The following is a 24729-nucleotide window of genomic DNA, read 5'->3' as shown; positions in this document are numbered from 1 at the left end:
CGGGCCAGCTACCGAGCGCTCCGATGGGGGTCATTTTTGGATGCCGATAGGGGGTCAAGATTGCCTGCCGATTGACAACGAAGGCGGCCAAGCCATTGTAGGCGATGTGACCCACGGAGGGGGGCGCTCATCATGAAAAACGACGGTAACCCCATAGACCCTACTCTAAGGCTCAGAAATGCGCCTAGGTGCACTGCGCTAGCTAAGAGGACACAACAGCGCTGTCGTTGCCCTTCTAAGCGAGGGTGGAACGTATGCCGGATGCACGGGGCTGGCGGGGGTGCACCTCCTGGGTCGGAGCACCCAAACTATCGGCACGGACTGCGCACAAAGGAGATGAATCAGGTTCGGCGTCTGATTGCGTTGCTGCGTAAGGATTTTAGGCGCTGACTCTAGGGTAGTGGAAGTTGGCGAGGAGAAAACTGGGGCATCTACACTGCCATCCCGAAATAGCCAGTACGCCTACAAGCTTAACAGCTACCCCCTAGTGCGTCTTCAAACCACAAACAGACCACTTCGCCCATTCTCAGCGCTAACCAATGCCTTAGCACAGCGCAACTTAAGCTATTCTGCTGAGGCTTTCCAAGACAACCCTAGACAGCATTCCTTTCCCTATGCTCTAGTTACGGTGTTAAGGAGATTTGGTGATGAAAAAATTCTTTTGCGGACTGTTGATTATTGCACTGACAGGTTGCGCGTCACAAATAATGCAGGGCTACGTCGGGAAAGACATTACTGACGCAGTATTGGACTACGGGCCACCGACCAACGTTCTCGAACTGCCGGATGGACGCGTTGCATTTCAGTGGAACAGAAGCTCAAGCTACACTGCCCCTACAACAACGAATATTTACGGCTATGGCAACTACGCAACCGCTACGACATATGGTGGCGGCACAACTTTCTACGAGTGCCTGTATACGCTGTTTGCCAAACCTAACGCCCAAAAGTCCTACACAGTCGTTGGCTTTAAAGAGCCAACTTTGATGTGCGAGTGAGCGGGTGAACGGCTACGCGGAGATGACCTTCGGAAGCGCGTGAACTGATAAGGCGTCAAAACTAACAGCGCTATGCAGATTGCGTTTGGGGGTCAAATTGGGGGACACGCGGAACCCACGCCTCACCAAGCCATTGATAGAAATAATCAATTCTAATTGAGCTGGCGGAGGAGGTGGGATTCGAACCCACGGTACGCTCTCACGCACGCCGGTTTTCAAGACCGGTGCATTCGACCACTCTGCCACTCCTCCGCAGCACGCTCCTCCTAGAGCGCCGGGATCGATTCGGCAAACGCACATTTTCACGGCCAGCCCCCCGCACCCCTTTGGGGAAATTCGCCGATCTGCCCTGCGCGGTCTTTTCAAGCGCCGCCCGGTCGGGTTACTCTGCGCCAAAGCCCCTTTCAGAGGGGCGCAGGGCGTGCCGATCCAACGGCGCGACATTCTCGCGGGACATGGGTCGCGGCGCGCGACGACAGCAGGCAAGGACATCAAGGGCATGAGCAGGGACAATCAACCGTTGCGCATCAAGAAAAGCCGCGCGGCGGGCTTGGGCGTGGGCATTCTGGCAGTTGGTTTGCTGGCCGGTTGCGAGGGTGGCGATTTCAAACTCCCCTTCGGTGCAAACGAAGGCGCCAGCGCGCCGCGCAGCACTTCAACCAAACTCGTGGAACGTGATGTCGAAGCGCCTGAGGTTTTCTCAGCCACGGATGAGGGTCTTTGGGACGGGCGCCCCTCGCTCGGCGGGGTCTGGGTGGCGCATCCGGACGTCACCGAACCTGAGCGCGTGATCGTGCGCAATGAGGCGAACGGCAAATTCGTCATCGGCGCCCTGTTCCGGCGTGAGCGTGAATTGCCCGGACCCAAACTGCAAATCTCTTCGGATGCCGCCGCCGCGCTTGGCATTCTGGCGGGCGCTCCGGCGCCGCTGAACGTGACCGCCTTGCGGCGCGAGGAAAGCGCCGCCCCGGAAGAGAGCTTTGAGGCCGAGAATAGCGGTGACGCTGCAGCCACTCTTGCCAGCCCTGCCCCTGTCACCGCCACGGCGCTGGCCCCTGCGCCGACGGCCAGCACCGCTGCCACTGCCACCGCCAAACCGGCGGCCAAACCGCCCGCCCCCGCGGCCCCGAAACCGGCGCGCCCGGCGGCTGGTGCGAAACTGTCCAAACCCTACGTGCAACTGGGCATTTTCAGCGTGGAGGCCAATGCCACTCGCACCGCCAAACAGATGCGGGGCGCGGGCATGGTGCCCACCGTCAAGCAAAGCGCGATCAACAACAAACCCTTCTGGCGCGTGGTGATCGGCCCCGCCACCAGCAAATCCGAACTCGATACCCTTCTCAAGAAGGTCAAGGCCGAGGGCTTTACCGACGCCTACGCCGTGTCGAACTGACAAACCGGAGGAAATGCTTCCTATGATCCGCCTTTTTGCCGCCGCCGTAGCGCTGGTGCTGACGCTCCAGCCTGCCGCCGCTTTCGATACCCGCGCCACCGCCGCCTATGTGTTGGACCAGACCACCGGCACCGTGCTGCTGGCCAAGAACGCGGATGAGCCGCTGCCGCCCGCCTCCATGTCCAAGCTGATGACGCTCTACATGGCTTTCGAAGCCGTGGAACGCGGCAAGCAGAACGGCGGGCTCGATTTGGTTGAGAAACTGCCCGTCTCGGAACACGCGATGTCCTACGGCGGCTCGACCATGTTCCTCGACACCACCGACCGCGTCTCGGTCGAAGACCTCATTCGCGGGATCATCGTGCTGTCAGGCAATGACGCCAGCGCCGTGATTGCCGAAGCGCTGAGCCCAGATGGCACGGAATACGGTTTCGCCCGGCTGATGACGCAGCGCGCGCAGCAGATGGGGATGACCAATTCCACCTTCGCCAATTCCAATGGCTGGCCGCAGGCGGGGCATCTGATGTCGGTCCGCGATCTGGGGCTGCTGGCCAACCGGATCATCACCGATTTCCCGCAGTTCTACCCGCTTTTCGCCGAACGTGAGTTCGCCTTTGATGGCCGCGCGCCGCAGAACAAGACCAACCGCAACCCGCTTTTGGGTCTGGGCATCGGCGCGGATGGCCTGAAAACCGGGCACACCAATGAGGCGGGCTATGGGCTTGTCGGTTCGGCCAAACAGGGCGACCGCCGGGTGATCTTTGTCCTTTCGGGTCTCGACAGTGCCGCTGCCCGCGCGCAGGAGGCTGAATCGGTGGTCAACTGGGCCTTCCGCCAGTTCACGCAGCGCGATCTGGGCGAAGCGGGCACCCGCATCGCCGAAGCCCCCGTGGCCCTTGGCACGACCCAATCGGTCGGGCTTGAGCTGAAAGACGATCTGTCGATGCTGGTGCCTGTCACCGGCGGGGATGAGATCGAGGCCGAGGTAATCTACACTGGCCCGTTCCAAGCGCCGATCAGCAAGGGCGACGAATTGGGCGAACTGGTGGTCGACCGGGGCGATTTGCCCGCGATGCGCGTGCCGCTGGTGGCCTCAACCTCCATCGCGCCGGGCGGGTTCATGGTCAAGATGACCGCCGCCGCCCTGCACCTGATGAACCGCCTCAACGCCGGGCCGCAGGCAGCCCCCAGCGTGGAAGCGGAAACTTCGTGACCAGCGCAGAGAAGGCCCGCGCACCGGGACTCTTCGTCACTTTCGAAGGCATTGATGGCTCTGGCAAATCCACCCAAGCGCGGCTTTTGGCGGATCACCTGACAGCGCAGGGGCATGACGTGGTGCTGACCCGCGAACCGGGCGGCAGCCCGGGGGCCGAGGAAATTCGTGCGCTTGTCTTGCAGGGTGACCCCGACCGCTGGTCGGCGCAGACGGAAATCCTGCTCTTCACCGCCGCCCGCCGCGATCATCTTGAACGCACCATTCGCCCCGCGCTAGACGCCGGAAAGGTCGTGATCTGCGACCGTTTCGCCGATAGCACGCGGATGTATCAGGGCCTTTCGCGCGGCGATCTGCGGCAGATGGTCGATGACCTGCATGCGCTGATGATCGGGGTGGAGCCTGACCTGACCCTTTTGATCGACATGGATCCGGCCCATGGCCTTGAACGCGCCCTCTCGCGCCAGACGGCAGAGGAGCGGTTCGAGGATTTCGGCGTGGAACTTCAAGCCAAGATGCGCGCCGGTTTTCTAAGCCTCGCCGAGGAATTCAGTGACCGCTTCCATGTGATCGACGGGGGCCGCGACATCGACAGCGTGACCCGCGACGTAACCGCCTGCGTGAGCGGGCGATTGGACTGATCCACGCGCCCTGCCCGCTTCCCTCTGCGGCGAAACATGCTAGACCGAGGCCATGACAGACGACACCCCCCAGCCAGACCGTGTGGATGGTGCCCGCCACCCGCGCGACACGCCGAAACTGATCGGCCAAAGCGCCGCCGAGGCTGCCTTTCTCGACGCTTTCAACAGCGGCAAATTGCACCACGCATGGATGCTTACCGGCCCGCGCGGGGTGGGCAAGGCGACGCTGGCATGGCGCATCGCGCGGTTCCTTTTGGCCACGCCCGACCCGGATGGCGGGATGTTCGACCTGCCCCCGGCTGAAACGCTTGAGATCGACCCCGAACACCCCGTCGCCCGCCGTGTGGCCGCCGGGGCCGAAGCGGGGCTGAAATCCGTCACCCGCACGCTGAACCCCGACACCAAGAAAATGCGCAAGCAGATCGTCGTCGATGACATCCGCGCGCTGAACGGTTTCTTCCAGATGTCCGCCGCCGATGGGGGCCGCCGCGTGGTCATCATCGACGACGCGGATGAGATGAACCCCAATGCCGCCAACGCGCTGCTGAAGATGCTGGAAGAGCCGCCGGAGCGCGCCGTTCTGCTGCTGCTCAGCCACCAACCCTCCAGCCTGCTGCCCACGATCCGCTCACGCTGCCGCACCCTACGGCTCGGCACGCTTGACGCGGGTCAGATGGCCGAGGCGCTGGCCGGCTCGGGCGTGGAGGTCGAAGACGATCCCGCCGCCCTGGCCGAGCTTTCCGGCGGGTCGGTCGGCGGGGCGCTGCGCCTGTCGCTGATGGGCGGGGTGAAAACCTATGCCGATCTCGTCGGCCTGATCTCTTCGCTGCCGCAACTCGACCGGGGCCGCGCCATCAAACTGGCCGAAGCCGCAGCACAGCGCGGGGGGGAGGCGAAACTCGACCTCCTCTTTACCCTGCTGGACCTGCTGCTGGTGCGTCTGGCACGTACCGGGGCCACAGGTGTGCCGCCCGCGCAGCCCGCCTGCGCCGATGAGATCGCGGTGCTGCAACGCCTTTCGCCCAGCCCCGCACAGGGGCGCGCATGGGCCGATGCGGCACAGCAGATATCCGACCGCGCCCGCCACGGGCTGGCGGTGAACCTTGACCCTGCCGCGCTGGTCCTAGATACCCTGCGGCAGATAGGCCAGACGGCGCCAAGATAGCCGAAAGGACAGCATGACCGACACGCCCCAGATCACCGACAGCCACTGCCACCTCGATTTCGAGAGCCTGCAAGAAGACCTGCCCGGCGTCATCACCCGCGCGGCGGAGGCTGGCGTCACCCGCATGGTCACCATCTGCACCCGGCTAAAGACCGAGCCGAGCGTGCGGGCCATTGCCGAGGCGCATGAGCCGGTGTTCTACGCCGCAGGCACCCATCCGATGTCCGCCGCGGAAGAGCCGATGGCTTCGGTCGACGAACTTCTCGCCCTGACCCGGCACCCCAAGATGGTCGGCATCGGTGAGACGGGCCTCGACTACCACTACACCGCCGAGAGTGCCGAGGTGCAAAAGACATCCCTGCGCATTCATATCGCGGCGGCGCGGGAAAGTGGCTTGCCGCTGATCATCCATGCCCGCGATGCGGATGACGACATGGCCCGCATCCTGCGCGAGGAACATGCGAATGGCGCCTATAGCTGCGTCATGCATTGCTTCTCCTCCTCCGCTGAACTGGCCCGTGCCGCGCTTGATCTGGGGTTCTACCTGTCGATGTCCGGCATCACCGCCTTCCCCAAATCGCAGGACCTGCGCGATATTTTCGCCGCCGCCCCGCTCGACCGTATTCTGGTGGAAACCGACGCGCCCTATCTCGCCCCGCCGCCGCATCGCGGCAAACCGAATGAGCCTGCCTTTACCGCCCATACCGCCCGCCGCGCGGCAGAGACCTTTGGCCTCGACTACGCCGATTTCGCGGCCCGCACGCAGGAAAATTTTGAGCGTCTCTTCGCGAAAGCCGCCGCTTGGGAGCCTGCGCGCTGATGGCCGACCTGCGGGTGACCATATTGGGCTGCGGCTCTTCCGGCGGGGTCCCGCGGATCGGCGGCCACTGGGGCGCTTGCGACCCGAATGAGCCCAAGAACGCCCGCCGCCGCTGCTCGATCCTTGTGGAGCGGGTGACGGAGGCAGGCACCACCACCGTCTTGATCGACACCTCCCCCGACATGCGCAGCCAGCTGTTGGACGCAGGCATCGGGCGGCTCGATGCGGTGATCTACACCCATTCCCACGCGGATCACGTTCACGGGCTGGACGATTTGCGCATGGTGGTGATGAACATGCGCGCGCGGCTGCCGGTCTGGGCCGATGCGCCCACGCGGGACGCGCTGATCGAACGGTTTGGCTATGCCTTCGTGCAGCCCGAATGGTCGAGCTATCCCCCCATCCTCGACATGCATGAGATCACCGGCGAGGTCAGCATCGACGGGCCGGGTGGCACGCTGAAATTCGCGCCCTTCACCGTCACCCATGGCAATATCGACGCGCTCGGTTTTCGCTTTGACGATATCGTCTATCTGCCCGATGTCTCGGCCATCCCCGAAGACTGCTGGCCGATGATGGACAACCTGCGCTGCTGGATCGTCGACGCCCTGCGGCGGGAGCCGCATCCGACCCACAGCCATCTGGCGCAGACCCTTGACTGGATCGACCGCGTGGCGCCCGAAACGGCGGTGCTCACCAATATGCACAACGACCTTGATTACCACACCGTCGCCGCAGAGACGCCGGATCACATTCAACCGGCCTATGACGGGCTGACCCTTCATTTCCCCCTTCCCCATTCAGACTAGGCAGCGCCAGGCGCGGGCCTGAGGGTCGGCGCCCCCGCCCCACCCCATAAGGCCCCTTTCAAGTGCAAACTCTTTTAGACGTCATTCTGCCGGTCTTTCTGGTCATCGGCTTTGGTTATGTTGCGGTCTGGCGCGGGCTCTTCCCCGTGTCTGGTATCGACGGGGTGATCAAATTCACCCAAAACTTCGCGATCCCCTGTCTGCTGTTCCAAGCCATCGCCCGCATTGACCTATCAAGCAGCTATGACCCGCGCCTTCTGGGCAGTTTCTACGGCGGCGCGGCGCTTTGCTTTGCGCTTGGCATCCTTGGCGCGCGGCTCTTGTTCCGCCGCGATTGGGAAGACAGCGTGGCGATCGGGTTTTGCTGCCTGTTCTCAAATTCGATCCTGCTGGGCCTGCCGATCACCGAACGCGCTTACGGGCCCGAGGCGCTGGCCGGGAACTATGCGATCCTGTCGTTCCACGCGCCCTTTTGCTACGGTTTGGGCATCACGGTGATGGAATTCGTGCGCAACCGCGGGCAATCGGGCCTGTCGCTGCTGCGCAACGTGAGCCGGGCGATGTTTCGCAACGCGCTGGTTCTGGCGATCCTCGGCGGCTTTGCCGTTAACCTCAGCGGTCTGCCGATCCCCGGCGTGGTGGATGACGCGCTGTCGCTCATTGTCCGCGCCGCCCTGCCCGCCGCGCTCTTCGCGCTTGGCGGCGTGCTGCTGCAATACAAGCCCGAAGGCGACATGAAGGCGATCCTCATGGTCTGCGCCATCGCCCTTTTGGTGCATCCCGCGCTGGTCTGGAGCTTTGGCACCATACTGTCGCTGCCACAGGCCGGTTTCCGGTCGGGCGTGCTGACGGCGGCCATGGCACCGGGGTTCAACGCCTATATTTTCGCCAATATGTACGGCCGCGCGCGCCGTGTGGCAGCCAGTTCGGTGCTGATCGCGACGGGCAGTTCGATCCTGACAGTATGGCTTTGGCTCACGGTGCTGGGCTGAGCGGGTCACGCGCGAAAATCCTGCGATATCTTTGATTTACCGGGGAAAATGGTGCGGGTGAAGGGACTCGAACCCCCACGCCAAAGGCGCCAGAACCTAAATCTGGTGCGTCTACCAATTCCGCCACACCCGCACTGCACCAACCGGTGCCCGCGCTGATTAGCAAACCCGCGCGGCAGATGCGAGAGCAAAAAAGCACAAGACATTAACCGGATGTTTGCATATGGTTGGTGATACCTGAGGCAGGTACAATAGAAAGAGACGCCCATGAAACCGAATACGGTCGGGTGCGTAGGCGGCAAAGATCGCCATGGGGGGCAGTTTTCCCCTTTCGCTGCGCTGGACACCGGTCTTGTGCAGGGCGCCCTTATTCTGACGCTGGATGGTGAAATCCCGGTTGAGTATCTCTCGGTCGGGGATCGTGTCATTACGCGTGACAGTGGCTTTGCAAAAATCCTTCATATTCAACGCACAACCCGCAGCGTGCGGCGCATCGCGCTGGCGGCGGGATCGCTGGGCCATACGCGGCCCGAGCGCGACGTGGCCCTCGCCGGGGATCAGATGGTGCTGGTACGCGATTGGCGCGCGCGGGCGCTTTTCAATTCCGAACGCGCCTTGGTCGCGGCGCGGGCTTTGGTCGACGATGAATTCATCACCGATTTGGGGGAGGAAGAGACGACCCTGATCCAGATATTCTGCGACGGCCCGCATGTGATCTACGCCGATGGGCTGGAGCTTGGCACAGCCGATGCCGCCCGCGCCCGCGGCGCGGTGTTGCACGCGGCCTAAACCCCCAAGTCCCGCAGCACCTGCGGCATCAGATCGGGCAGGTCCTCGGCGATCAGCCCCGGCCCATGCAGCAGCGCTGCCTCGGCATGTATCCATGCCGCGGTGGAGGCTGCTTCGACAGGGGCGCTCCCCCGCGCGAGCAGCCCGGTGATAAGCCCCGCCAAGACATCGCCCGCCCCTGCGGTGGCCAGCCAAGGGGTTGCCCGGTCTTGGGTCGCGCTATGGCGCCGCACCTCCCCCTCGGGCGTGGCGATGATCGTTTTCGGGCCTTTCAACAGGATCACGCAACCGAAGCGCGCGGCAGCCTCGCGCGTGGCCTGCGCCTTGGCCCCCTCCTCCTCGGCCTTCGCAGCCTCGGCCAGATCTGGGGCGAGCCGGGCGAACTCCCCCATATGAGGCGTCAGAACGCAGCCGTCGTGCAGGGCGTCGCGCAGATCGGCATCTTGCGACAGCAAAGTGATCGCATCGGCGTCCAACACGACATGCGGCGCGGCGAGGGCTGCTTTGACAAGCCCCGCTGCGCGCGCGCCCAATCCCAAGGCGGGCCCGAGGCAGAGCGCGTTGATCCGGCTGTCTTCGAGCGTTCCGGACAAGGCCGCGCTATCCGGTATCCGTTGCAGCATGACCGCCGTGAGTTGCATCGCCGCTTCAAGCTGCGCGGCGGGCGGCACGCCCAAGGTCACAGCCCCTGCCCCGATCCGCAGCGCCCCGCGCGCCGCCATACGCGCGGCCCCGGTCTGGCCCGGCCCGCCAGATAGGACGAGCGCATGACCGTGGTCATATTTATGCCCCGGCTCTTTGCGCAGCAAATCGACGTTCAGGCTCTCGCGGGTGATCTCGGAAATACGCATGCAAAGGGATCTAGCAACTGCCGCCCAAAGGTACAGCCCAGAGCCGATTCACGAATGCTTATTTTTTAGGCGCGTTGCGCAAATTCTCAGCGACCCTTGGCAAATGCATCCGCCGCGCCATGTTACCCCCTGCCCGGCGCTGGACGTTACGCGGGCGGGATGCTCTGTCGAAACCAGAGCATAAATGCGCGGGAATTGTCAGGGGATTACCATGAAAAAGATCGAAGCCATCATCAAGCCGTTCAAACTCGACGAAGTCAAAGAAGCCCTTCAAGACGTGGGCGTTCAAGGTCTGAGTGTGATTGAAGTGAAAGGCTTCGGCCGCCAGAAAGGCCACACCGAACTCTATCGCGGTGCGGAGTATGTCGTAGATTTCCTTCCCAAAGTAAAGGTTGAAGTGGTATTGGATGACGATCAGGTCGATGCCGCTATCGAGGCCATCGTCGACGCCGCCAAAACGGAGAAAATCGGTGACGGCAAGATCTTCGTTTCCCCTGTAGAACAAACAATTCGCATCCGTACCGGTGAATCCGGTTCAGACGCGCTTTGACAACGGCCCTCGGGCCCAGACTACGAATAGACCATAAAGGACCTACACGATGGATACCCAGGAATTCCTGAGCAAAATCAAAGATGAAGGCATCGAATATGTCGACATCCGCTTTACCGACACCCGCGGCGCCTTGCAGCACGTTACCATCGTGAGCGATCTGGTCGACGAAGACTTCCTCGAAGAAGGCTTCATGTTCGACGGCTCCTCCATCGCAGGTTGGAAAAGCATCGAAGCCTCCGACATGAAGCTGATGCCCGACGTCAGCACCGCCTATGTCGACCCCTTCTATGCCGAAACCACGATCTGCCTGCACTGCTCCATCGTTGAGCCCGACACCGGCGAAAGCTATGAGCGTGACCCCCGCGGCACTGCCGAGAAGGCCGAAGCCTATCTGCGTTCCTCGGGCATTGGCGACAACGCCTACTTTGGCCCCGAGGCTGAGTTCTTCCTCTTTGACAACGTCAAATTCTCGAACGAAGTTAACAAGGTATCATACGAAGTTGACGCATCCGACGGCTCGTGGAACACCGACACCGACTATGAGATGGGCAACATGGGCCACCGCCCTGGCCTCAAAGGCGGCTACTTCCCGGTGAACCCGGTGGACGAAGCGCAAGACCTGCGCGCCGAGATGCTTTCGACCATGAAGCGCCTTGGCATGAAGGTCGACAAGCACCACCACGAGGTTGCCTCCTGCCAGCACGAGCTGGGTCTGATCTTTGGTGAGCTGACCAAACAGGCGGATGAAATCCAGAAATACAAATACGTGATCCACAACGTGGCCCACGCCTATGGCAAATCGGCGACCTTCATGCCGAAGCCGGTCTTTGGCGACAACGGCTCGGGCATGCACGTGAACATGTCGATCTGGAAAGACGGCAAGCCGCTGTTTGCAGGCGACAAATACGCAGACCTCAGCCAAGAAGCGCTGTGGTTCATCGGCGGCATTCTGGCCCACGCCAAATCGCTCAACGCCTTCACCAACCCGACGACCAACAGCTACAAGCGTCTGATCCCGGGTTTCGAAGCGCCGGTTCTGCGTGCCTACTCTGCGCGTAACCGTTCGGGCTGCGTGCGCATCCCGTGGACCGAAAGCCCCAAAGCCAAGCGCGTCGAGGCTCGCTTCCCCGATCCTGCGGCGAACCCCTATCTGGCGTTCTCGGCGCTCTTGATGGCTGGCCTTGACGGCATCAAAAACAAGATCGACCCGGGCGAGGCGATGGACAAGAACCTCTATGACCTGCCCGCGGAAGAGCTGGCGGACATCCCGACAGTGGCCGGTTCGCTGCGCGAGGCGCTGGACGAGCTGTCCAACGACATGGACTATCTGCTGGCCGGTGACGTGTTCACCCGCGACCAGATCGAAGGCTATATCGGGTTGAAGATGGAAGAAGTTCTGAAATTCGAACAGACCCCGCACCCCGTTGAATTCGGCATGTACTACAGCTGCTGATCAGCCACCGGCCCCGCGGGGGCGAGAGAGAAGATCGAAAGGGCGCGGTTCATTCCGCGCCCTTTTGCGTGGCACCCCTCGGAACAGAGCCTGCCCTACCGCGTTGCCTTGGCAGAGCAGCAAAGAAGGAGTGCGCATCATGGCCGATGATTCAACGGCGCTGACGGATGTTGTCGATGAGTTGAAAGACGCCTCCGAGGGGAAAGAGACCGTTGAAGTTGGCCAATTGATCGACGCGCTCGACCAGCGCGGCTATGGCCCCGCCCTTGCCGTGCTGCCGCTGATGGAGCTTACCCCCCTTGGCGGCATCCCCGGCTTTCCCACTGCGCTGGCCCTTCTGGTGGGGCTGCTCGCCCTGCGGATGCTGCTGGGGTATGAGCATTTCTGGGCCCCCAACTGGCTGCGCAAGCGCACATTGGATACCGACAAGGTGCTGAAATCCGTCGAATGGCTGCGGCCCGTCTCGCAATGGATCGACGACAAGCTACAGGCCCGGCTGTCGCGCATCGCAGGCGCCACTGGTCAAAAGGTCGCCTGTGTCGTCATCCTTTGCCTGTGCTTTTCCGTCCCCCCGCTTGAGGTGGTGCCCTTCGCCACCTCCGCGCCGATGATCGTGATTTCCATCTTCGGGCTGGCGCTGCTCTATCGCGACGGTCTGCTGATGCTGCTGGGCTTTATCGGCGCCGGGATCGCGGCTTTTGCAGGTGCCTCCTATTTTCTGGGCGGCTGACCGCCCCGCGCCCCACCATCGCCATAAAAGAGCCACAGCGCTTAAGCACTCTTTACCAAGACCCGGCTAAGGAAGCGGATAGATGGCGATTTCCACGACGACCTTTAACGAGCGGCTGCACCGCATTGAACAGCGCGCGAAACAGGCGCGCGGCAAGCAGCGCCGCGCCAAGCGCAGCCGCAAAGGGCTGGTCTTTCTGGTAACCATCGGCCTGCTCTTTGGCGGGGCAAGCTTCGCCCAAGACAGCGCGCCGCAGGTCAATCTCTGGGCCGGCACCGCCTTTGAATATATCCGCGCGCTACTGCCCCGCTGAGGGCCAAAGATTTTCCCTTTCGGTCGCCAAGTGAGTTGAACCGTTTCCCATATGGGCTAACCTCTGCTCGGCATACAGACGCAGAGGGTCAATCTCATGTTCAAAACACTTTTCACCACCACCGCGGCCATCTGCACCTTCATGGCCGCGCCGACTTTGGCCGCGCAATGCGGCAATACGGCCAATGGCTTTGAGGCATGGAAAGGCGCTTTCGCCCAAGAGGCCCGTGCCGCAGGCGTCGGCCAGCGCGGCTTGGACGCATTGGCAAGCGCGCGCTACGCCAATGGCACCATCGCCGCCGACCGGAACCAAAAATCCTTCAAATACTCTCTGTCCAAGTTCATGCAGGTGCGCGGCGCGGATACGATCGTGGCCCAAGGCCGCAAACGCAAAGCGCGCAATGCCGGGCTCTATAACGCGCTTGAGCAGCGCTATGGCGTGCCCGCGGGGGTTTTGCTGGCGATCCACGGGATGGAAACGGGCTTTGGCGGGTTCATGGGCAATAGCGCTGTCGTCTCAGCCATCACCACGCTGGCCTATGACTGCCGCCGCTCCGACTTTTTCGTGCCCCATGCCATTGGTGCACTGAAACTGGTCGACCGTGGCGCCATCACCTCCAACACCCAAGGCGCGAAACATGGTGAGCTGGGTCACACGCAATTCCTGCCCGGCAACGCGCTGCGCTATGGCGTTGATGGCAATGGTGACGGCCGTGTTGATTTCTACAATCAGGTCGACGCGTTGGCCTCTACCGCCAATTTCCTGCGCCAGAAAGGCTGGCAGCCGGGGGCGGGCTATCAAGAGGGTCAGCCGAACTTCCGCGTCATTCAGGCGTGGAACGCGGCGGGGGTCTATCAAAAGGCCATCGCCATCATGGCCAGCCGCATCGACGGCTAATAGCCCACTTAAACTATGTTAAGCGGCGGCGCGTCCCAATCGGGGCGCGCCGCTTACGTTTGTGGGCTCGGCGGGCTTCTGCGCCCGTTTAATTCCTATAGGCCAAAGGGTTCCCAGCATTCTTTTGCCCCGGCGGGGGAACCGCCCGCGGCGTCAGTCGTTGGACTGTAGATAAGATAACTGCTGCAGACGAATGGAGGGACCCATGCACGGAATCTTCTACCTCATCGGCCTGATCGTGGTCGTTCTCGCGATCCTGAATCTCGTATTTTAAAGGAGGTTACCATGCCCGACAACAACACCACACAGACCCAAAGCGCCGCTGCCAAAGAGCAGGCGACCGCTGCAAAAGACAAAGCTGCCGCCGTCGCGAGCAACGCCGCTGAATCCGCCAAGGCGCAGGCCCGCGACGTGGCCGACACCGTATCCGCCGAGGCGACCAACTATGCCTACCAAGCGCGCGACACCGCCGCTGACGAGGTCAAAGGCGTGGCCTCTGCCCTGCGCACTGCAGCTGATGAGCTGCGTAGCGGCTCCCCGCAGGAGCGCAGCTTTAGCCAGCTGGCCGACGGCCTTGCCGATGTCTCTGACAGCATGCGCGACAAGGACTTGGGCGAAATGATGGGCGACCTGAACGGTTTCGCCAAGCGCAACCCGCTGGTCTTCCTCGGTGGCGCGGCCCTTCTGGGCTTCGTGGCGACCCGTTTCGCCAAAGCCTCCAGCGATCGGCCTCAGGGCGGCTACGGCGGCACCGGCGTCGAATATGACGACGACGACCGCATCGACCGCCCCATGACCGGCACGCCGCCCACCGGTGCTGCCAGCACCGTGCCCGGCCGCACCGCCCCTCAGCCGACAACTCAGCCTGCCGCGCCCAACGTCGTTACAGGAGATAAAGTATGACCACTGAAAGCAATAAATCCGCCGGGAGCCTGCTGACCGAAGCCCTCTCCCACGTCAGTTCGCTGATGCGCAAAGAGGTCGATCTGGCCCGCGCCGAAGTGAATGAGAACCTAAAACATGCGGGCGTGGCCATTGGTCTGATCGTCGGCGCCGTGGTTGTTGCCCTCACCGCACTGAACGTGCTGAGCGCCGCCCTCGTCGCCGCTTTGACCGAAGCTGGCATCGCCGCTGGCTGGTCTGCCGTGATCGTCGGCGTTCTTCTGGCCATCGTCGCCTATGTGATGATCCAGAAGGGCACCAATGATCTGAAACTCAGCAGCCTTGCGCCCACCCGCACCGCCAAAAACGTCAAGCGTGACGCAGAGACCATGAAGGAGGTCTACGATGACAAATGACTCCAGAAACCCCGAAGAAATTGAACGCGAGATTGAACGGGAGCGCGCCGGTCTGGCCGATACGCTGGACGACTTGCAAGACCGCTTTTCGGTCGAAGGCATCGCGCGTCAGTTCTCCGACCAGTTCCGCGAGCATGGCGGCGACTGGGGTCGCTCCATCTCTGACGCGGCGAAGCGCAACCCGGTCGCATTGGCGCTGACAGGTGCGGGCCTTGCGTGGATGATGTTCGGCAGCGGCAACAGCCGTGACCGCCGTGGCTACGAAGGTCTGGACCGCGACCGCGCACATCCCGTGCCGGTGCCCGTGACCAATACCGAAAACCGCCCCGCCGTGCGCGATGCGCGTCGTTCCTCTGCCCCCGCAAGCGCCTATGCCACAAGCTATGGCTCCGAACGCGGCGCTGCCGATGATGTGCCCGCTTGGGCCCGTGACGTGCATCACGACGATGATGATGGCCGCGGCTTCGGCGATCGTGCCCGCTCTGCCGCAGGCAGCGTGAAAGGGGCCGCAGGCTCCGCCGCGAGCGGTGTATCCGGTGCGGCAGGCTCTGCCGCCGGTAGCGTCAAGGGCGCTGCAAGCTCGGCAGCCGGGCGTGCCCGCTCTGCCGGTTCCTCGGTCGCCAGCGGCGCTCGTTATGCCCGTGACCGCGCCTCCTATGGCACCCGTTCCGCCGTGGACAGCATCCGCAGCACCGCCAGCGGCGCGGCCCACAGCGTACGCGACAGCGCCAATGCCGCCAATGAGCGTGCCCATGCCCTGCGGGACCGTCTGTCGGAAGGCACTGAAAACATGACCGCCGAAGCGCGTGAGCGCATCGTGATTGCCCGTGCCCGCGCCGTGGATGCGTGGAACGCCAGCGGCCGCTATGCCCGTCAGGGCGGTGAGCGTGCCTCGGACATGTTCGAAGAGCATCCAATGGTGGCCGGTGCGCTGGCCCTCGCAGTGGGTGCCGCAATCGGCGCCGCCCTGCCCCGCAGCCGCACCGAAGACGCCTATATGGGCGAGCACAGCGATGCGCTCTTTAACGAAGCCGAGCGTATTTACGCGGAAGAGCGTGACAAGCTGGGCAAGGTCGCCAAAGCCGCGACGGATGAGGCAGGCAAGGTCTTGAAAGAGACCAAAGACAATGCCGATGCCGCCGCCGACGAAGAGACCGCCGCCGATGCCGCCGTGAAAAAGGCAAAGGAAAGCGGTCAGCGCGTCGCGGACGCCGCTAAAAGCGAAGCCGACAAGCAAAAGCTCGGCAACGTGAAGAGCTAAGCCAAGCCACGCCCGCTCCCGGCCTCGGGGGCGGGCATATTTTATGATACGAATTAAATGTCAAAGGACCAGATATGGCGCGCGGACGGAAAGCGGAAACGCCGATGGAGATACCGGCCCCCGGATGGAAAGACATCCTGTTGCGGGTCAAGGATGAGATCGCTGCCGATCACGTGTCTCTTGTCGCCGCCGGTGTCGCCTTTTACGCGCTGCTGGCGATTTTCCCCGCCGTGACCGCCCTGATGGCCCTCGCCGGATTGGTGATGGAGCCCGCTCAGGTCACCGCGCAGCTTGAATCCCTGACCAACCTCATTCCTGAAGAAGCCGCCAATATCATCCTCGGCCAAGCCGTCGCCGTGACCGGGTCGGAAGAAACCGGTCTAGGCTGGGCCTTCTTGATCGGTTTGGCCCTCGCGCTCTACTCCGCGTCCAAAGGCGTGGGCAGTCTGATGGAGGGTCTAAACGTCGCCTATGACGAGGATGAGACCCGCGGTTTCGTCTCCAAACTGATCTGGACGCTTGGCCTCACCCTCATGTTGATCGGCGTGCTGCTCTTGGGCCTTGCGGCCACGTTGGCCGTGCCTGCTGTGGTCGCCTTTCTCGCCCTGCCCGATTGGGTCGAGACGCTGCTCACCTATGGCAGCTGGGTGCTGCTGGCCGCACTTACTGCACTCGCATTGGCCGTGCTCTACCGCTACGGCCCCGCCCGCGACGATGCGGAGTGGAAATGGCTCACCCCCGGCTCCGTCATCGCCTGCATCCTGTGGATCGTCGCCTCCATCGGGTTTTCGATCTACGTCAGCAACTTCGGCAGCTACAATGAAAGTTTCGGCAGCATGGCCGGGGCGATCATCCTGCTGATGTGGCTTTGGATCTCAGCCTTCATCGTGCTTCTGGGGGCTGAGTTCAACTCCGAGATGGAGGCCCAGACCCGTAAGGACAGCACCATTGGCCCGGATGAGCCAATGGGCCAACGCGACGCGGTCAAGGCTGATAAGCTGGGCCGCGCGAAGGGCAAATAGGAGAGTTCTCATGGCACCGCGCGCACTTTGGAAAGGTCAACTTCGCCTCTCGCTGGTGTCGATTCCGGTCGAGATATTCTCGGCCACCAAGACCAGTTCCAAGGTCTCCTTCCGGCAAATTCACAAACCCTCGGGCAAGCGGGTCCGCTATGAGAAATCCGTGCCCGGCATCGGCCCGGTCAAGGCCGAGGATATCGTCAAAGGCTATGAGGTGGGCAGCGACGAGTATATCCTGCTTGACCCCGACGAGGTCGATGAGATCAAGCTGGAGACGAAGAAGACCTTTGAGTTGGTGCAATTCGTGGACGCCTGCGAAATCTCTCCGCTCTATTTCGACAAACCCTATTACATCACCGCTTCCGACGATCTGGCCCAAGACGCTTACCGCGTGGTGCGCGATGCGCTGCGCCAATCCGGCAAGGTTGGGTTGGGGCAGGTCACCATGCGCGGCAAGGAATATCTGGCCTGCGTCAAACCCTGCGGCGACGGGCTGTTGATGGAGACGCTGCACTATGCCGATGAGCTGCGCGAGGCGGATCAGATTTTCACCGATATCGAGGACGACAAGACCGACAAGGAACTGCTCGATGTCGCGACCTCGCTGATCGACAAGAAAACCGCGCCTTTCGACGCCTCCGCCTATACCGACAAATATGCCGAGGCGATGCAAAAGCTGTTGGATGCGAAGGTGAAGAACAAGAAGACCCCGCGCGTGCAGACCGGGGATGACAGCGCCACTGAGGGCGAGAATGTGATCGACCTCATGGGCGCGCTGAAAGAGAGCCTGAAAGAAGCGGGCGGCGGGAAATCCAGCGCCAAGAAAAAGGCGCCGCGTAAGAAGGCCTCGTGATGGCCAAATCCCCCGACAGGCTGGCCAGCTACAACGCCAAACGCAATTTCGAGGCAACAGCGGAACCGCGCGGCCAGATCGGCAGTGGCGCGGGGCAAAGCTTTGTCGTCCAGAAACACGATGCCACCCGCCTGCACTATGATTTTCGCCTTGAATGGGAAGGGGTGCTGCTGAGTTGGGCCGTCACCAAAGGCCCCTCCCCCGACCCGTCGGAAAAACGCCTTGCTGTACGGACCGAGGACCATCCGCTTGACTATGGCGGCTTTGAGGGGACGATTCCCAAGGGGCAATATGGCGGCGGTACGGTCATGCTCTGGGACCGGGGCACATGGATGCCGCAGGGCGATGTGGCCAAGGGGCTGAAAAACGGCAAGCTCAAGTTCACGCTGCAAGGCCAGCACATGCAGGGGGGTTGGACGCTGGTGCGGATGCGGGGCCGGGAGAAGCGCGAGAACTGGCTGCTGATCAAAGAGCGTGACGATTATGCCCGCGATATGCCCGATGGGCTAACCAAAGGCACCGCCCGGTCGATCACCACGGGCCGCACCATGGCCGAGATCGCCAAAGACGCCCCCGCCAAAAAGGTCGCCGACCCACGCCCCAAGCGCAAAGGCAAGAACCCTGCTTTCGTCAAACCCCAGCTTGCCACCCTCGTCGCCGACGCGCCCGAGGGCGACGGTTGGATGCATGAGACGAAGTTCGACGGCTACCGCTGTCTGGTGTCCCTGGGCAAGAACGGCACGCGGCTTTTCACCCGCTCCGGCAAGGATTGGACCGATAAGTTCGGCGCGCTTGGGGCCGCCTTCGATCCGCTGCCCTGCGACCGGGCGCTCTTGGACGGAGAGGTCATGGCGGCCAAGATCAACGGCTCGGCCTTCTCTTCGCTGCAAAAGGCGCTGAAAGAGGGGCATCCGCTGGTCTTTTACGCCTTCGATCTGCTGTCACTCGACGGTGAGGATTTTCGCGACGCGCCGCAGTTGGACCGCCGCGCGCGTCTGGCGCAGTTGCTATCCGGCGTGCCCGCAGGCGGGCCGCTGCGGCTGAGTGAACATATCGTCGGCCATGGCTCCGAAGTCTTCGACCGCGCCTGCAAAGCCGGGGCCGAGGGGATCATCTCCAAACGCATCGACGCGCCCTATTCCGGCAGGCGCAGCAAAAGCTGGCTCAAGGTGAAATGCACCCGGCGGCAGGAATTCGTGATCATCGGCTATTCCCCCTCCGACAAAAAGGGCCGCGCCTTTGCCTCGCTCCTGCTGGGCAGCCATGAGGACGGCGAATTGCGCTACAAGGGCCGCGTCGGCACAGGGTTTTCCGAGGCGGTGATGGCCGACCTCGCCCGCGCCATGACCGCCCGCAAGACCCCGCCCGCAAGCGATGTGCCTGCGGAGGTGGCGCGCGATGCCAAATGGGTCCGCGCCGATCTGGTGGCCGAGGTCGATTTTGCCGAGTTTACCGACGATGGCGTGATCCGGCACGGCAGTTTTCTGGGCCTGCGCGAGGATAAGGACGCGGGCAGCGTGACCTTGGAGGAACCTAAAATGGATAGCGACAGCAAGATCGGCGGCGTGCAGATCAGCAATGCCGACCGCAAGGTTTTTCCCGATGCGGGCTGCACCAAAGGCGATGTGGCACGGCAATACGAACGTGTCGGGGCGCGGATGATCGACCTCATGGGCCACCGTCCGCTGTCGCTCTTTCGCTGCCCTTCGGGGATTGATGGGCAATGTTTCTTTCAAAAACACGACAGCGGCGGGATGCCCGACGCGCTGTCACGCGTCTCGATTGAGGAAAGCGATGGCGACGCGGCGGATTACCTCTATGCCACGCGCCCCGAAAGCCTGATCGCGGCGGCGCAGATGGGCAGTTTGGAATATCACATCTGGGGCGCGCGGGTGGATCGGCTGGACCGCCCCGACAGGCTGGTTTTTGACCTCGACCCCGATGAAGGGCTGGACTGGGCCGATGTCCGCGCGGCAGCGTTCGAGCTGCGCGATGCGTTGGCGGCCCTCGGCCTGCAATCGGGGGCCATCGTCACCGGCGGCAAGGGTGTGCATGTCTGGCTGGCCCTGCGCCGCACGCGCGGTTGGGAGACGGTCAAACTTTTCGCCAAGACCTTTGCCCATGTCATGGCCGCGCAAGACCCCGACCGCTATGTCGCGACCATGTCCAAGGCTAAGCGCAAGGGCCGGATTTTCATCGACTGGCTCCGCAATGAACGCGGTGCCACGGCCATCGCGCCCTACTCCCTCCGCGCGCGCCCCGGTGCGCCGGTCGCCGTGCCGGTGACTTGGGAGGAATTAGAGACGCTCGACAGCGCGAATGGCTTCCACATGGGCGATATGGCCGCGCGGCTGGACCAGCCCTGCCCGGCACTGGCGGTGCAGGAGGATCTGCAATCGCTGACCGATGGGGTGATCGACAAGTTGCAGGAATGGTCTGAAACGTGAGGCAAGATTGGCCGCGAGGGTGCGCGGCCAATTTCGTTTTACTGCCCGAGCGCTTGGCCCAGATCGGCACCAAGGTCTTCGACATCCTCGATCCCGACCGACAGGCGCAACAGCCCTTCGGGGATTCCGGTATGCGGCTCGATCGTGTGGCGATGCTCGACAAGGCTTTCCACCCCGCCGAGCGAGGTCGCGCGGTGGAACAGCTGCAACCGCCCCGCCGCTTTCAACGCCGCCTCGGCCCCGCCTTTGACGACAAAGGACAACAGCCCGCCGTAGCCCCCGTGCATCTGCTGCGCGGCCAGCGCATGGCCGGGGTGGTCCGGCAGGCCGGGGTACATCACCTGTTCCACCTGCGGATGATCCGACAGAAATTCAGCCAAGGCCATGGCATTGCGAGACATTTCGCGCATCCTGAGCGGCAAGGTCCGCATCCCACGCACCAGCAGCCACGCCTCCATCGGGCCAATCACCGCGCCCGCCTCATTGCGGTCGTCGCGGATCATCTGCCAGCGCGGTGTCTCGGCGTCTTTGGTGGCGAGCGACCCGGCCAGAACATCGGAATGGCCGTTGATCCCCTTGGTCGCCGAATGCATCACGATATCCGCGCCATACTCCAACGGGTGGCTCAGCACGGGCGAGGCTGCGGTGCTGTCGACCACCAGCGTCGCGCCCACCTCATGCGCGGCGGCGGCGGCCCCGGCGATATCGGTGATCCGCAGCCATGGGTTCGACGGCGTCTCGATCAGGCAGAGGTCAGGCTTTTCGGCGCGGCACAGGGCGGCAAAGGCATCAAGGTCGCTTGCCTCCACCTCATGCAGCGCGATCTGGCGCCGGGCGCAGAAATCGCGGATCCATTTCGTCGTGCCCCAGTAAATCTGGCTCTGCACCACCACGCTCGCCCCATTGGGCACGGTGCGAAAGACCGCCGCGATGGCCGCCATGCCCGAGGGGAAGATCAGCGTCTCGTCGGCCCCTTCGAGCGCGTTCAGCAGACGCTCTGCCACACGGGTATTTTCGTTATGCGAGCGCAAATAGACGTTGTCAGGATTGACCAGATCGTAATTCTCGTCCCGCAGATAGGTGGTGGCGAATTGCACCGGCGGCACCACCCCGCCCGAGGCGGGATCGACGGCGCCCGCGGCTTGGGCCGCGATGGTGGCAGGGTGCAGGTTCGGTTTGGGGGGCTGGGCCAAGATATGTCTCCGACAGGGGTTTTGCACAAGTCGTATACAAAGCAACAAGCCGGGGCAAATGCGATCACGCGCAGTGCTTTCGCGTCACGCTTGGGTGAGCGCGCGGCCCCGGCCCTTGATCCGCCCGCTAGAGATGTCACCTTTAGGCCAAGCAAATTGGAGAGCCTCATGGCCATCGAACGCATCACCTTTCCCGGCCCGGGCGGCACGGAACTCTCCGCACGGTTGGACATGCCGGAGGGGCCGCATCTGGCGACCGCGCTTTTCGCGCATTGTTTCACCTGCGGCAAAGACATCCCCGCCGCGCGGCGCATCGCGGGCCGTTTGGCGGCGATGGGGATTGCGGTGCTGCGCTTCGATTTCACCGGGCAAGGCCATTCAGAGGGCGATTTCGAGGAAACTTCGTTCTCGTCCAACGTCGATGATCTGCTCGCCGCTTGCCGCTATCTGTCGGGCCGTGACATGGCCCCCGCGCTTTTAATCGGCCATTCACTGGGCGGCGCGGCAGTGCTTAAAGCCGCCGCACAACTGCCCCATGTCAGCGCTGTCGCCACGCTCGGCGCGCCTTTCGATCCGGCCCATGTGACCCATAACTTTGCCGAGAGCCTGCCCGAGATTTCGGAAAATGGCAGTGCCGAGGTCAATCTCGGAGGGCGGCCCTTTACCATCAGTCAGGGGTTCATCGACGATCTGCAGGGGGCCACGCTCGCCCCCGATATCGCTGGGCTAAAGGCCGCCCTGCTGGTGATGCATGCGCCGCGCGACGAGATCGTCAGCATCGACAACGCCGGACAGATTTTCATGGCCGCGAAACACCCCAAAAGCTTTGTGACCCTCGACGATGCCGACCACCTGATCACCCGCCCGCGCGACGCCGAATATGCGGCAGAGATCATCGCCACATGGGCGGATCGCTACATGTCGTTGAAATCCCCCGCCCCGCCCCCCGGCGCGCCGGAAGGAATTGTGCGCGTGACCGAAGCGGATGCCGATGGGTTCTTGCAAGACGTGAACGCGGGCCCGCATCACCACGCGCTGGCGGATGAGCCGCGGGCCTATGGCGGCACCAACCGCGGCATGTCGCCCTATGGGTTTTTGTCCGCCGGATTGGGGGCTTGCACCTCGATGACCATCCGCATGTATGCCCGGCGCAAGGGCTGGCCGCTCGACGGCGTGAGCGTGGATGTCTGCCACGACAAGGTGCACGCGCAGGACGCATGCACAGGCGCGGCAGAGAAGATCGACACTTGGCGGCGGCGTATCCGGCTTGAGGGGGATTTGACCGAGGAGCAGCGCCAGCGGTTGTTGGAGATCGCGGACAAGTGTCCGGTGCATCGGACGTTGGAGCGGAGTTCGACGGTGGTAACCGAACTGCTTTAGCTACAACAGGTTTACCATCCCGGCCCGGAATCAAGCCGCAGGCGCCGGGCCATCGTCTGCCCGCCCGTCACGCCAAAGGCGTGCCGATATACACTGGCGCACGTTTGGTGCGACCGGGTAGGCGATTTGGTGAGGCTGGGCGTAACCTCGCGAGCGCACATCATGGTTGAGCCATAAAGTGGCACCGACTTACGTATGATCGCCCACCCGCGGGCAGGCGATGGCCCTGGTCACCCCCCCCCTCAGACTTGTCCTTAACCCCAAGTCAGTCTATGCCGCCCTTGACCCATCCCCTGTCCTAAAAAGGTGCGCGCATGATCCCCCGCTACTCCCGTCCCGATATGGTTGCCGTCTGGTCGCCGGAAACGAAATTCCGCATCTGGTTCGAGATCGAGGCCCATGCATGCGACGCCATGGCCGATCTGGGCACCATCCCGCGCGAGAACGCCGAAGCCGTCTGGAAAGCCAAGGACGTCGAATTCGACGTGGCCCGCATCGACGAGATCGAAGCCGTGACCAAACATGACGTCATCGCCTTCCTCACGCATCTGGCCGAACATGTCGGCAGCGACGAGGCGCGTTTCGTGCATCAGGGGATGACCTCCTCCGACGTGCTCGACACCTGTTTCAACGTGCAACTGACCCGTGCCGCCGACCTGCTGCTCGACGGTATGGACAAGCTACTCGCCGCGCTGAAGAAACGCGCGCTTGAGCATAAAGACACCGTGCGCGTGGGCCGCAGCCACGGCATCCACGCAGAACCCACCACCATGGGCCTCACCTTTGCCCGTTTCTATGCCGAGATGGACCGCAACCGCGCCCGCCTCGTCGCCGCGCGTGAGGAGATTGCCACCGGTGCGATCTCGGGCGCTGTCGGCACTTTCGCCAATATCGACCCGCGCGTCGAAGAGCACGTCTGTGAGAAATTGGGCCTCAACCCCGAGCCGATCTCGACCCAAGTCATCCCGCGCGACCGTCATGCGATGTTCTTTGCCACGCTCGGCGTCATCGCCAGCAGCATCGAAAACGTCGCGATCGAGATTCGCCACATGCAGCGTACCGAGGTGCTGGAAGGGGCGGAATTCTTCTCCATGGGGCAAAAAGGCTCCTCAGCCATGCCGCATAAGAAGAACCCGGTTCTGACCGAGAACCTGACCGGTCTGGCGCGCCTCGTGCGCATGTCGGTGATCCCGGCGATGGAAAACGTGGCCCTTTGGCACGAGCGCGACATCTCGCATTCCTCTGTCGAGCGCGGCATTGGGCCCGATGCCACCGTAACGCTGGACTTCGCCCTGCACCGTCTGGCGGGTGTCGTCGACAAGATGCTGATCTTCCCCGAGAACATGCTGGAGAACATGAACAAATTCCCCGGCCTTGTGATGAGCCAGCGGGTGCTTCTGGCCCTGACCCAAGCGGGCGTGAGCCGCGAAGATGCCTATTCCATGGTGCAGCGCAATGCCCTGAAAGTCTGGGAAGAACGGCTCGATTTCCGCGAATTGCTGCTGGCCGATAAAGAGGTCGTCGCCGCCTTGGGCGAAGATGGCATCAACGAGAAATTCGACATGGGCTACCACACCAAACATGTCGACACGATCTTTAAGCGCGTCTTCGGCGCGTAAGGCGTTCCTCCTATTGCTTTGAGATTGGCGCGGGTGGGTGTA

At 62.8% G+C, this 24729-nt stretch carries 24 protein-coding genes and 2 tRNA genes; 22 read left to right on the top strand and 4 right to left on the bottom strand.

The genetic code is table 11. The features are described 5' to 3' along the window. The first annotated feature begins 647 nt into the window (after positions 1 to 647). Positions 648 to 998 carry a hypothetical protein gene (locus ACGYLI_RS11940; protein WP_394419334.1) on the top strand — a complete coding sequence of 117 codons (351 nt, stop codon included), beginning with the start codon at positions 648 to 650 and terminating at the stop codon, positions 996 to 998. Positions 999 to 1160: 162 nt separating this feature from the next. Here ACGYLI_RS11940 and ACGYLI_RS11935 read toward each other — a convergent pair. Beyond that, positions 1161 to 1250 (bottom strand) — tRNA-Ser (locus ACGYLI_RS11935). Positions 1251 to 1497: 247 nt separating this feature from the next. Between ACGYLI_RS11935 and ACGYLI_RS11930 the strand changes: the two genes are divergently transcribed. The 7 genes from ACGYLI_RS11930 to ACGYLI_RS11900 all read left to right on the top strand — a co-directional run bounded on the left by ACGYLI_RS11930 (position 1498) and on the right by ACGYLI_RS11900 (position 8031). Further along, entirely contained in the window at positions 1498 to 2391 is an 894-nt protein-coding gene (locus ACGYLI_RS11930; RefSeq protein ID WP_394419333.1) for an SPOR domain-containing protein, read from the top strand. A gap of 22 nt (positions 2392 to 2413) precedes the next feature. Next, a complete protein-coding gene (locus ACGYLI_RS11925; RefSeq protein ID WP_394400670.1) occupies positions 2414 to 3604 on the top strand; it encodes a D-alanyl-D-alanine carboxypeptidase family protein in 1191 nt (396 codons plus the stop codon). Then, positions 3601 to 4245 (top strand): dTMP kinase, encoded by a 645-nt coding sequence (tmk, locus tag ACGYLI_RS11920; RefSeq protein WP_394419332.1) that lies wholly within the window; start codon positions 3601 to 3603, stop codon positions 4243 to 4245. Before ACGYLI_RS11925 ends, tmk begins: the two co-directional genes overlap by 4 nt. A 52-nt stretch (positions 4246 to 4297) precedes the next feature. Beyond that, on the top strand, positions 4298 to 5410 hold the full coding sequence (locus ACGYLI_RS11915) for a DNA polymerase III subunit delta' (protein ID WP_394419331.1): 1113 nt from the start codon (positions 4298 to 4300) through the stop codon (positions 5408 to 5410). Positions 5411 to 5423: 13 nt separating this feature from the next. Then, a complete protein-coding gene (locus ACGYLI_RS11910) occupies positions 5424 to 6230 on the top strand; it encodes a TatD family hydrolase (protein WP_394419329.1) in 807 nt (268 codons plus the stop codon). Then, entirely contained in the window at positions 6230 to 7039 is an 810-nt protein-coding gene (locus ACGYLI_RS11905; protein ID WP_394419328.1) for an MBL fold metallo-hydrolase, read from the top strand. Before ACGYLI_RS11910 ends, ACGYLI_RS11905 begins: the two co-directional genes overlap by 1 nt. 62 nt (positions 7040 to 7101) lie before the next feature. Continuing rightward, entirely contained in the window at positions 7102 to 8031 is a 930-nt protein-coding gene (locus tag ACGYLI_RS11900) for an AEC family transporter (RefSeq protein WP_394419327.1), read from the top strand. Between the two features lie 49 nt (positions 8032 to 8080). Here the strand turns inward: ACGYLI_RS11900 and ACGYLI_RS11895 are convergent. Beyond that, positions 8081 to 8164, bottom strand: a tRNA-Leu gene (locus ACGYLI_RS11895). 134 nt (positions 8165 to 8298) lie between these two features. On the opposite strand from ACGYLI_RS11895, the gene ACGYLI_RS11890 reads away from it, so the two are divergent. Continuing rightward, entirely contained in the window at positions 8299 to 8820 is a 522-nt protein-coding gene (locus ACGYLI_RS11890) for a Hint domain-containing protein (protein WP_067266333.1), read from the top strand. On the opposite strand, the gene ACGYLI_RS11885 is transcribed toward ACGYLI_RS11890, so the two are convergent. Next, positions 8817 to 9671 carry an NAD(P)H-hydrate dehydratase gene (locus tag ACGYLI_RS11885; protein ID WP_394419325.1) on the bottom strand — a complete coding sequence of 285 codons (855 nt, stop codon included), beginning with the start codon at positions 9669 to 9671 and terminating at the stop codon, positions 8817 to 8819. The genes ACGYLI_RS11890 and ACGYLI_RS11885 overlap by 4 nt on opposite strands. Before the next feature lie 211 nt (positions 9672 to 9882). Here ACGYLI_RS11885 and ACGYLI_RS11880 point away from each other — a divergent pair, with 211 nt between their 5' ends. From ACGYLI_RS11880 to ligD, 11 genes are all read left to right on the top strand, one after another. Next, positions 9883 to 10221 (top strand): P-II family nitrogen regulator, encoded by a 339-nt coding sequence (locus tag ACGYLI_RS11880; protein WP_067266338.1) that lies wholly within the window; start codon positions 9883 to 9885, stop codon positions 10219 to 10221. A 49-nt stretch (positions 10222 to 10270) separates the two neighbouring features. Beyond that, positions 10271 to 11677, top strand: a complete 1407-nt coding sequence (glnA, locus tag ACGYLI_RS11875; protein WP_168613076.1) for a type I glutamate--ammonia ligase — start codon at positions 10271 to 10273, stop codon at positions 11675 to 11677. A 139-nt stretch (positions 11678 to 11816) separates the two neighbouring features. Next, on the top strand, positions 11817 to 12407 hold the full coding sequence (locus ACGYLI_RS11870) for an exopolysaccharide biosynthesis protein (protein WP_067266344.1): 591 nt from the start codon (positions 11817 to 11819) through the stop codon (positions 12405 to 12407). A gap of 82 nt (positions 12408 to 12489) precedes the next feature. Then, positions 12490 to 12720, top strand: coding sequence for a hypothetical protein (locus tag ACGYLI_RS11865; RefSeq protein WP_394419324.1), 231 nt, complete (start codon positions 12490 to 12492; stop codon positions 12718 to 12720). Between the two features lie 96 nt (positions 12721 to 12816). After that, entirely contained in the window at positions 12817 to 13617 is an 801-nt protein-coding gene (locus tag ACGYLI_RS11860; protein WP_394419323.1) for a lytic transglycosylase domain-containing protein, read from the top strand. Positions 13618 to 13902: 285 nt separating this feature from the next. After that, positions 13903 to 14520 carry a hypothetical protein gene (locus tag ACGYLI_RS11855; RefSeq protein WP_394419322.1) on the top strand — a complete coding sequence of 206 codons (618 nt, stop codon included), beginning with the start codon at positions 13903 to 13905 and terminating at the stop codon, positions 14518 to 14520. Next, the gene (locus ACGYLI_RS11850; protein WP_394408835.1) at positions 14517 to 14915 is read left to right on the top strand and encodes a phage holin family protein; all 399 of its coding nucleotides are present in this window, start codon (positions 14517 to 14519) and stop codon (positions 14913 to 14915) included. The genes ACGYLI_RS11855 and ACGYLI_RS11850 overlap by 4 nt, the downstream gene beginning before the upstream one ends. Continuing rightward, positions 14905 to 16176, top strand: a complete 1272-nt coding sequence (locus tag ACGYLI_RS11845; RefSeq protein ID WP_394419321.1) for a DUF3618 domain-containing protein — start codon at positions 14905 to 14907, stop codon at positions 16174 to 16176. Before ACGYLI_RS11850 ends, ACGYLI_RS11845 begins: the two co-directional genes overlap by 11 nt. Positions 16177 to 16250: 74 nt before the next feature. Next, the gene (locus ACGYLI_RS11840; protein ID WP_394419320.1) at positions 16251 to 17198 is read left to right on the top strand and encodes a YihY/virulence factor BrkB family protein; all 948 of its coding nucleotides are present in this window, start codon (positions 16251 to 16253) and stop codon (positions 17196 to 17198) included. 10 nt (positions 17199 to 17208) lie between these two features. After that, positions 17209 to 18048: a Ku protein gene (locus ACGYLI_RS11835; RefSeq protein ID WP_394419319.1), complete on the top strand. Its 840-nt coding sequence runs from the start codon at positions 17209 to 17211 to the stop codon at positions 18046 to 18048. Next, complete coding sequence (gene ligD, locus ACGYLI_RS11830; protein ID WP_394419318.1) at positions 18048 to 20495, top strand: DNA ligase D; 2448 nt, start codon at positions 18048 to 18050, stop codon at positions 20493 to 20495. The genes ACGYLI_RS11835 and ligD overlap by 1 nt, the downstream gene beginning before the upstream one ends. Before the next feature lie 38 nt (positions 20496 to 20533). Here the strand turns inward: ligD and ACGYLI_RS11825 are convergent, their stop codons facing one another. Next, positions 20534 to 21688, bottom strand: coding sequence for a trans-sulfuration enzyme family protein (locus tag ACGYLI_RS11825; RefSeq protein ID WP_394419317.1), 1155 nt, complete (start codon positions 21686 to 21688; stop codon positions 20534 to 20536). A 168-nt stretch (positions 21689 to 21856) separates the two neighbouring features. Here ACGYLI_RS11825 and ACGYLI_RS11820 point away from each other — a divergent pair, with 168 nt between their 5' ends. Both ACGYLI_RS11820 and purB read left to right on the top strand, forming a co-directional pair. Continuing rightward, positions 21857 to 23068 carry an alpha/beta fold hydrolase gene (locus ACGYLI_RS11820; protein WP_394419316.1) on the top strand — a complete coding sequence of 404 codons (1212 nt, stop codon included), beginning with the start codon at positions 21857 to 21859 and terminating at the stop codon, positions 23066 to 23068. 314 nt (positions 23069 to 23382) lie between these two features. Beyond that, on the top strand, positions 23383 to 24687 hold the full coding sequence (gene purB, locus ACGYLI_RS11815; protein WP_394419315.1) for an adenylosuccinate lyase: 1305 nt from the start codon (positions 23383 to 23385) through the stop codon (positions 24685 to 24687). Positions 24688 to 24729: the final 42 nt, after the last annotated feature.

Origin of the sequence: Sulfitobacter sp. 1A13421, from assembly GCF_043557285.1 — a bacterium.
In the GTDB taxonomy this organism is placed as follows: Bacteria; Pseudomonadota; Alphaproteobacteria; order Rhodobacterales; family Rhodobacteraceae; genus Sulfitobacter; species Sulfitobacter faviae.
Note: the sequence above shows the minus strand (reverse complement) of the source record. Positions and strands in the feature narration are given on the sequence as shown.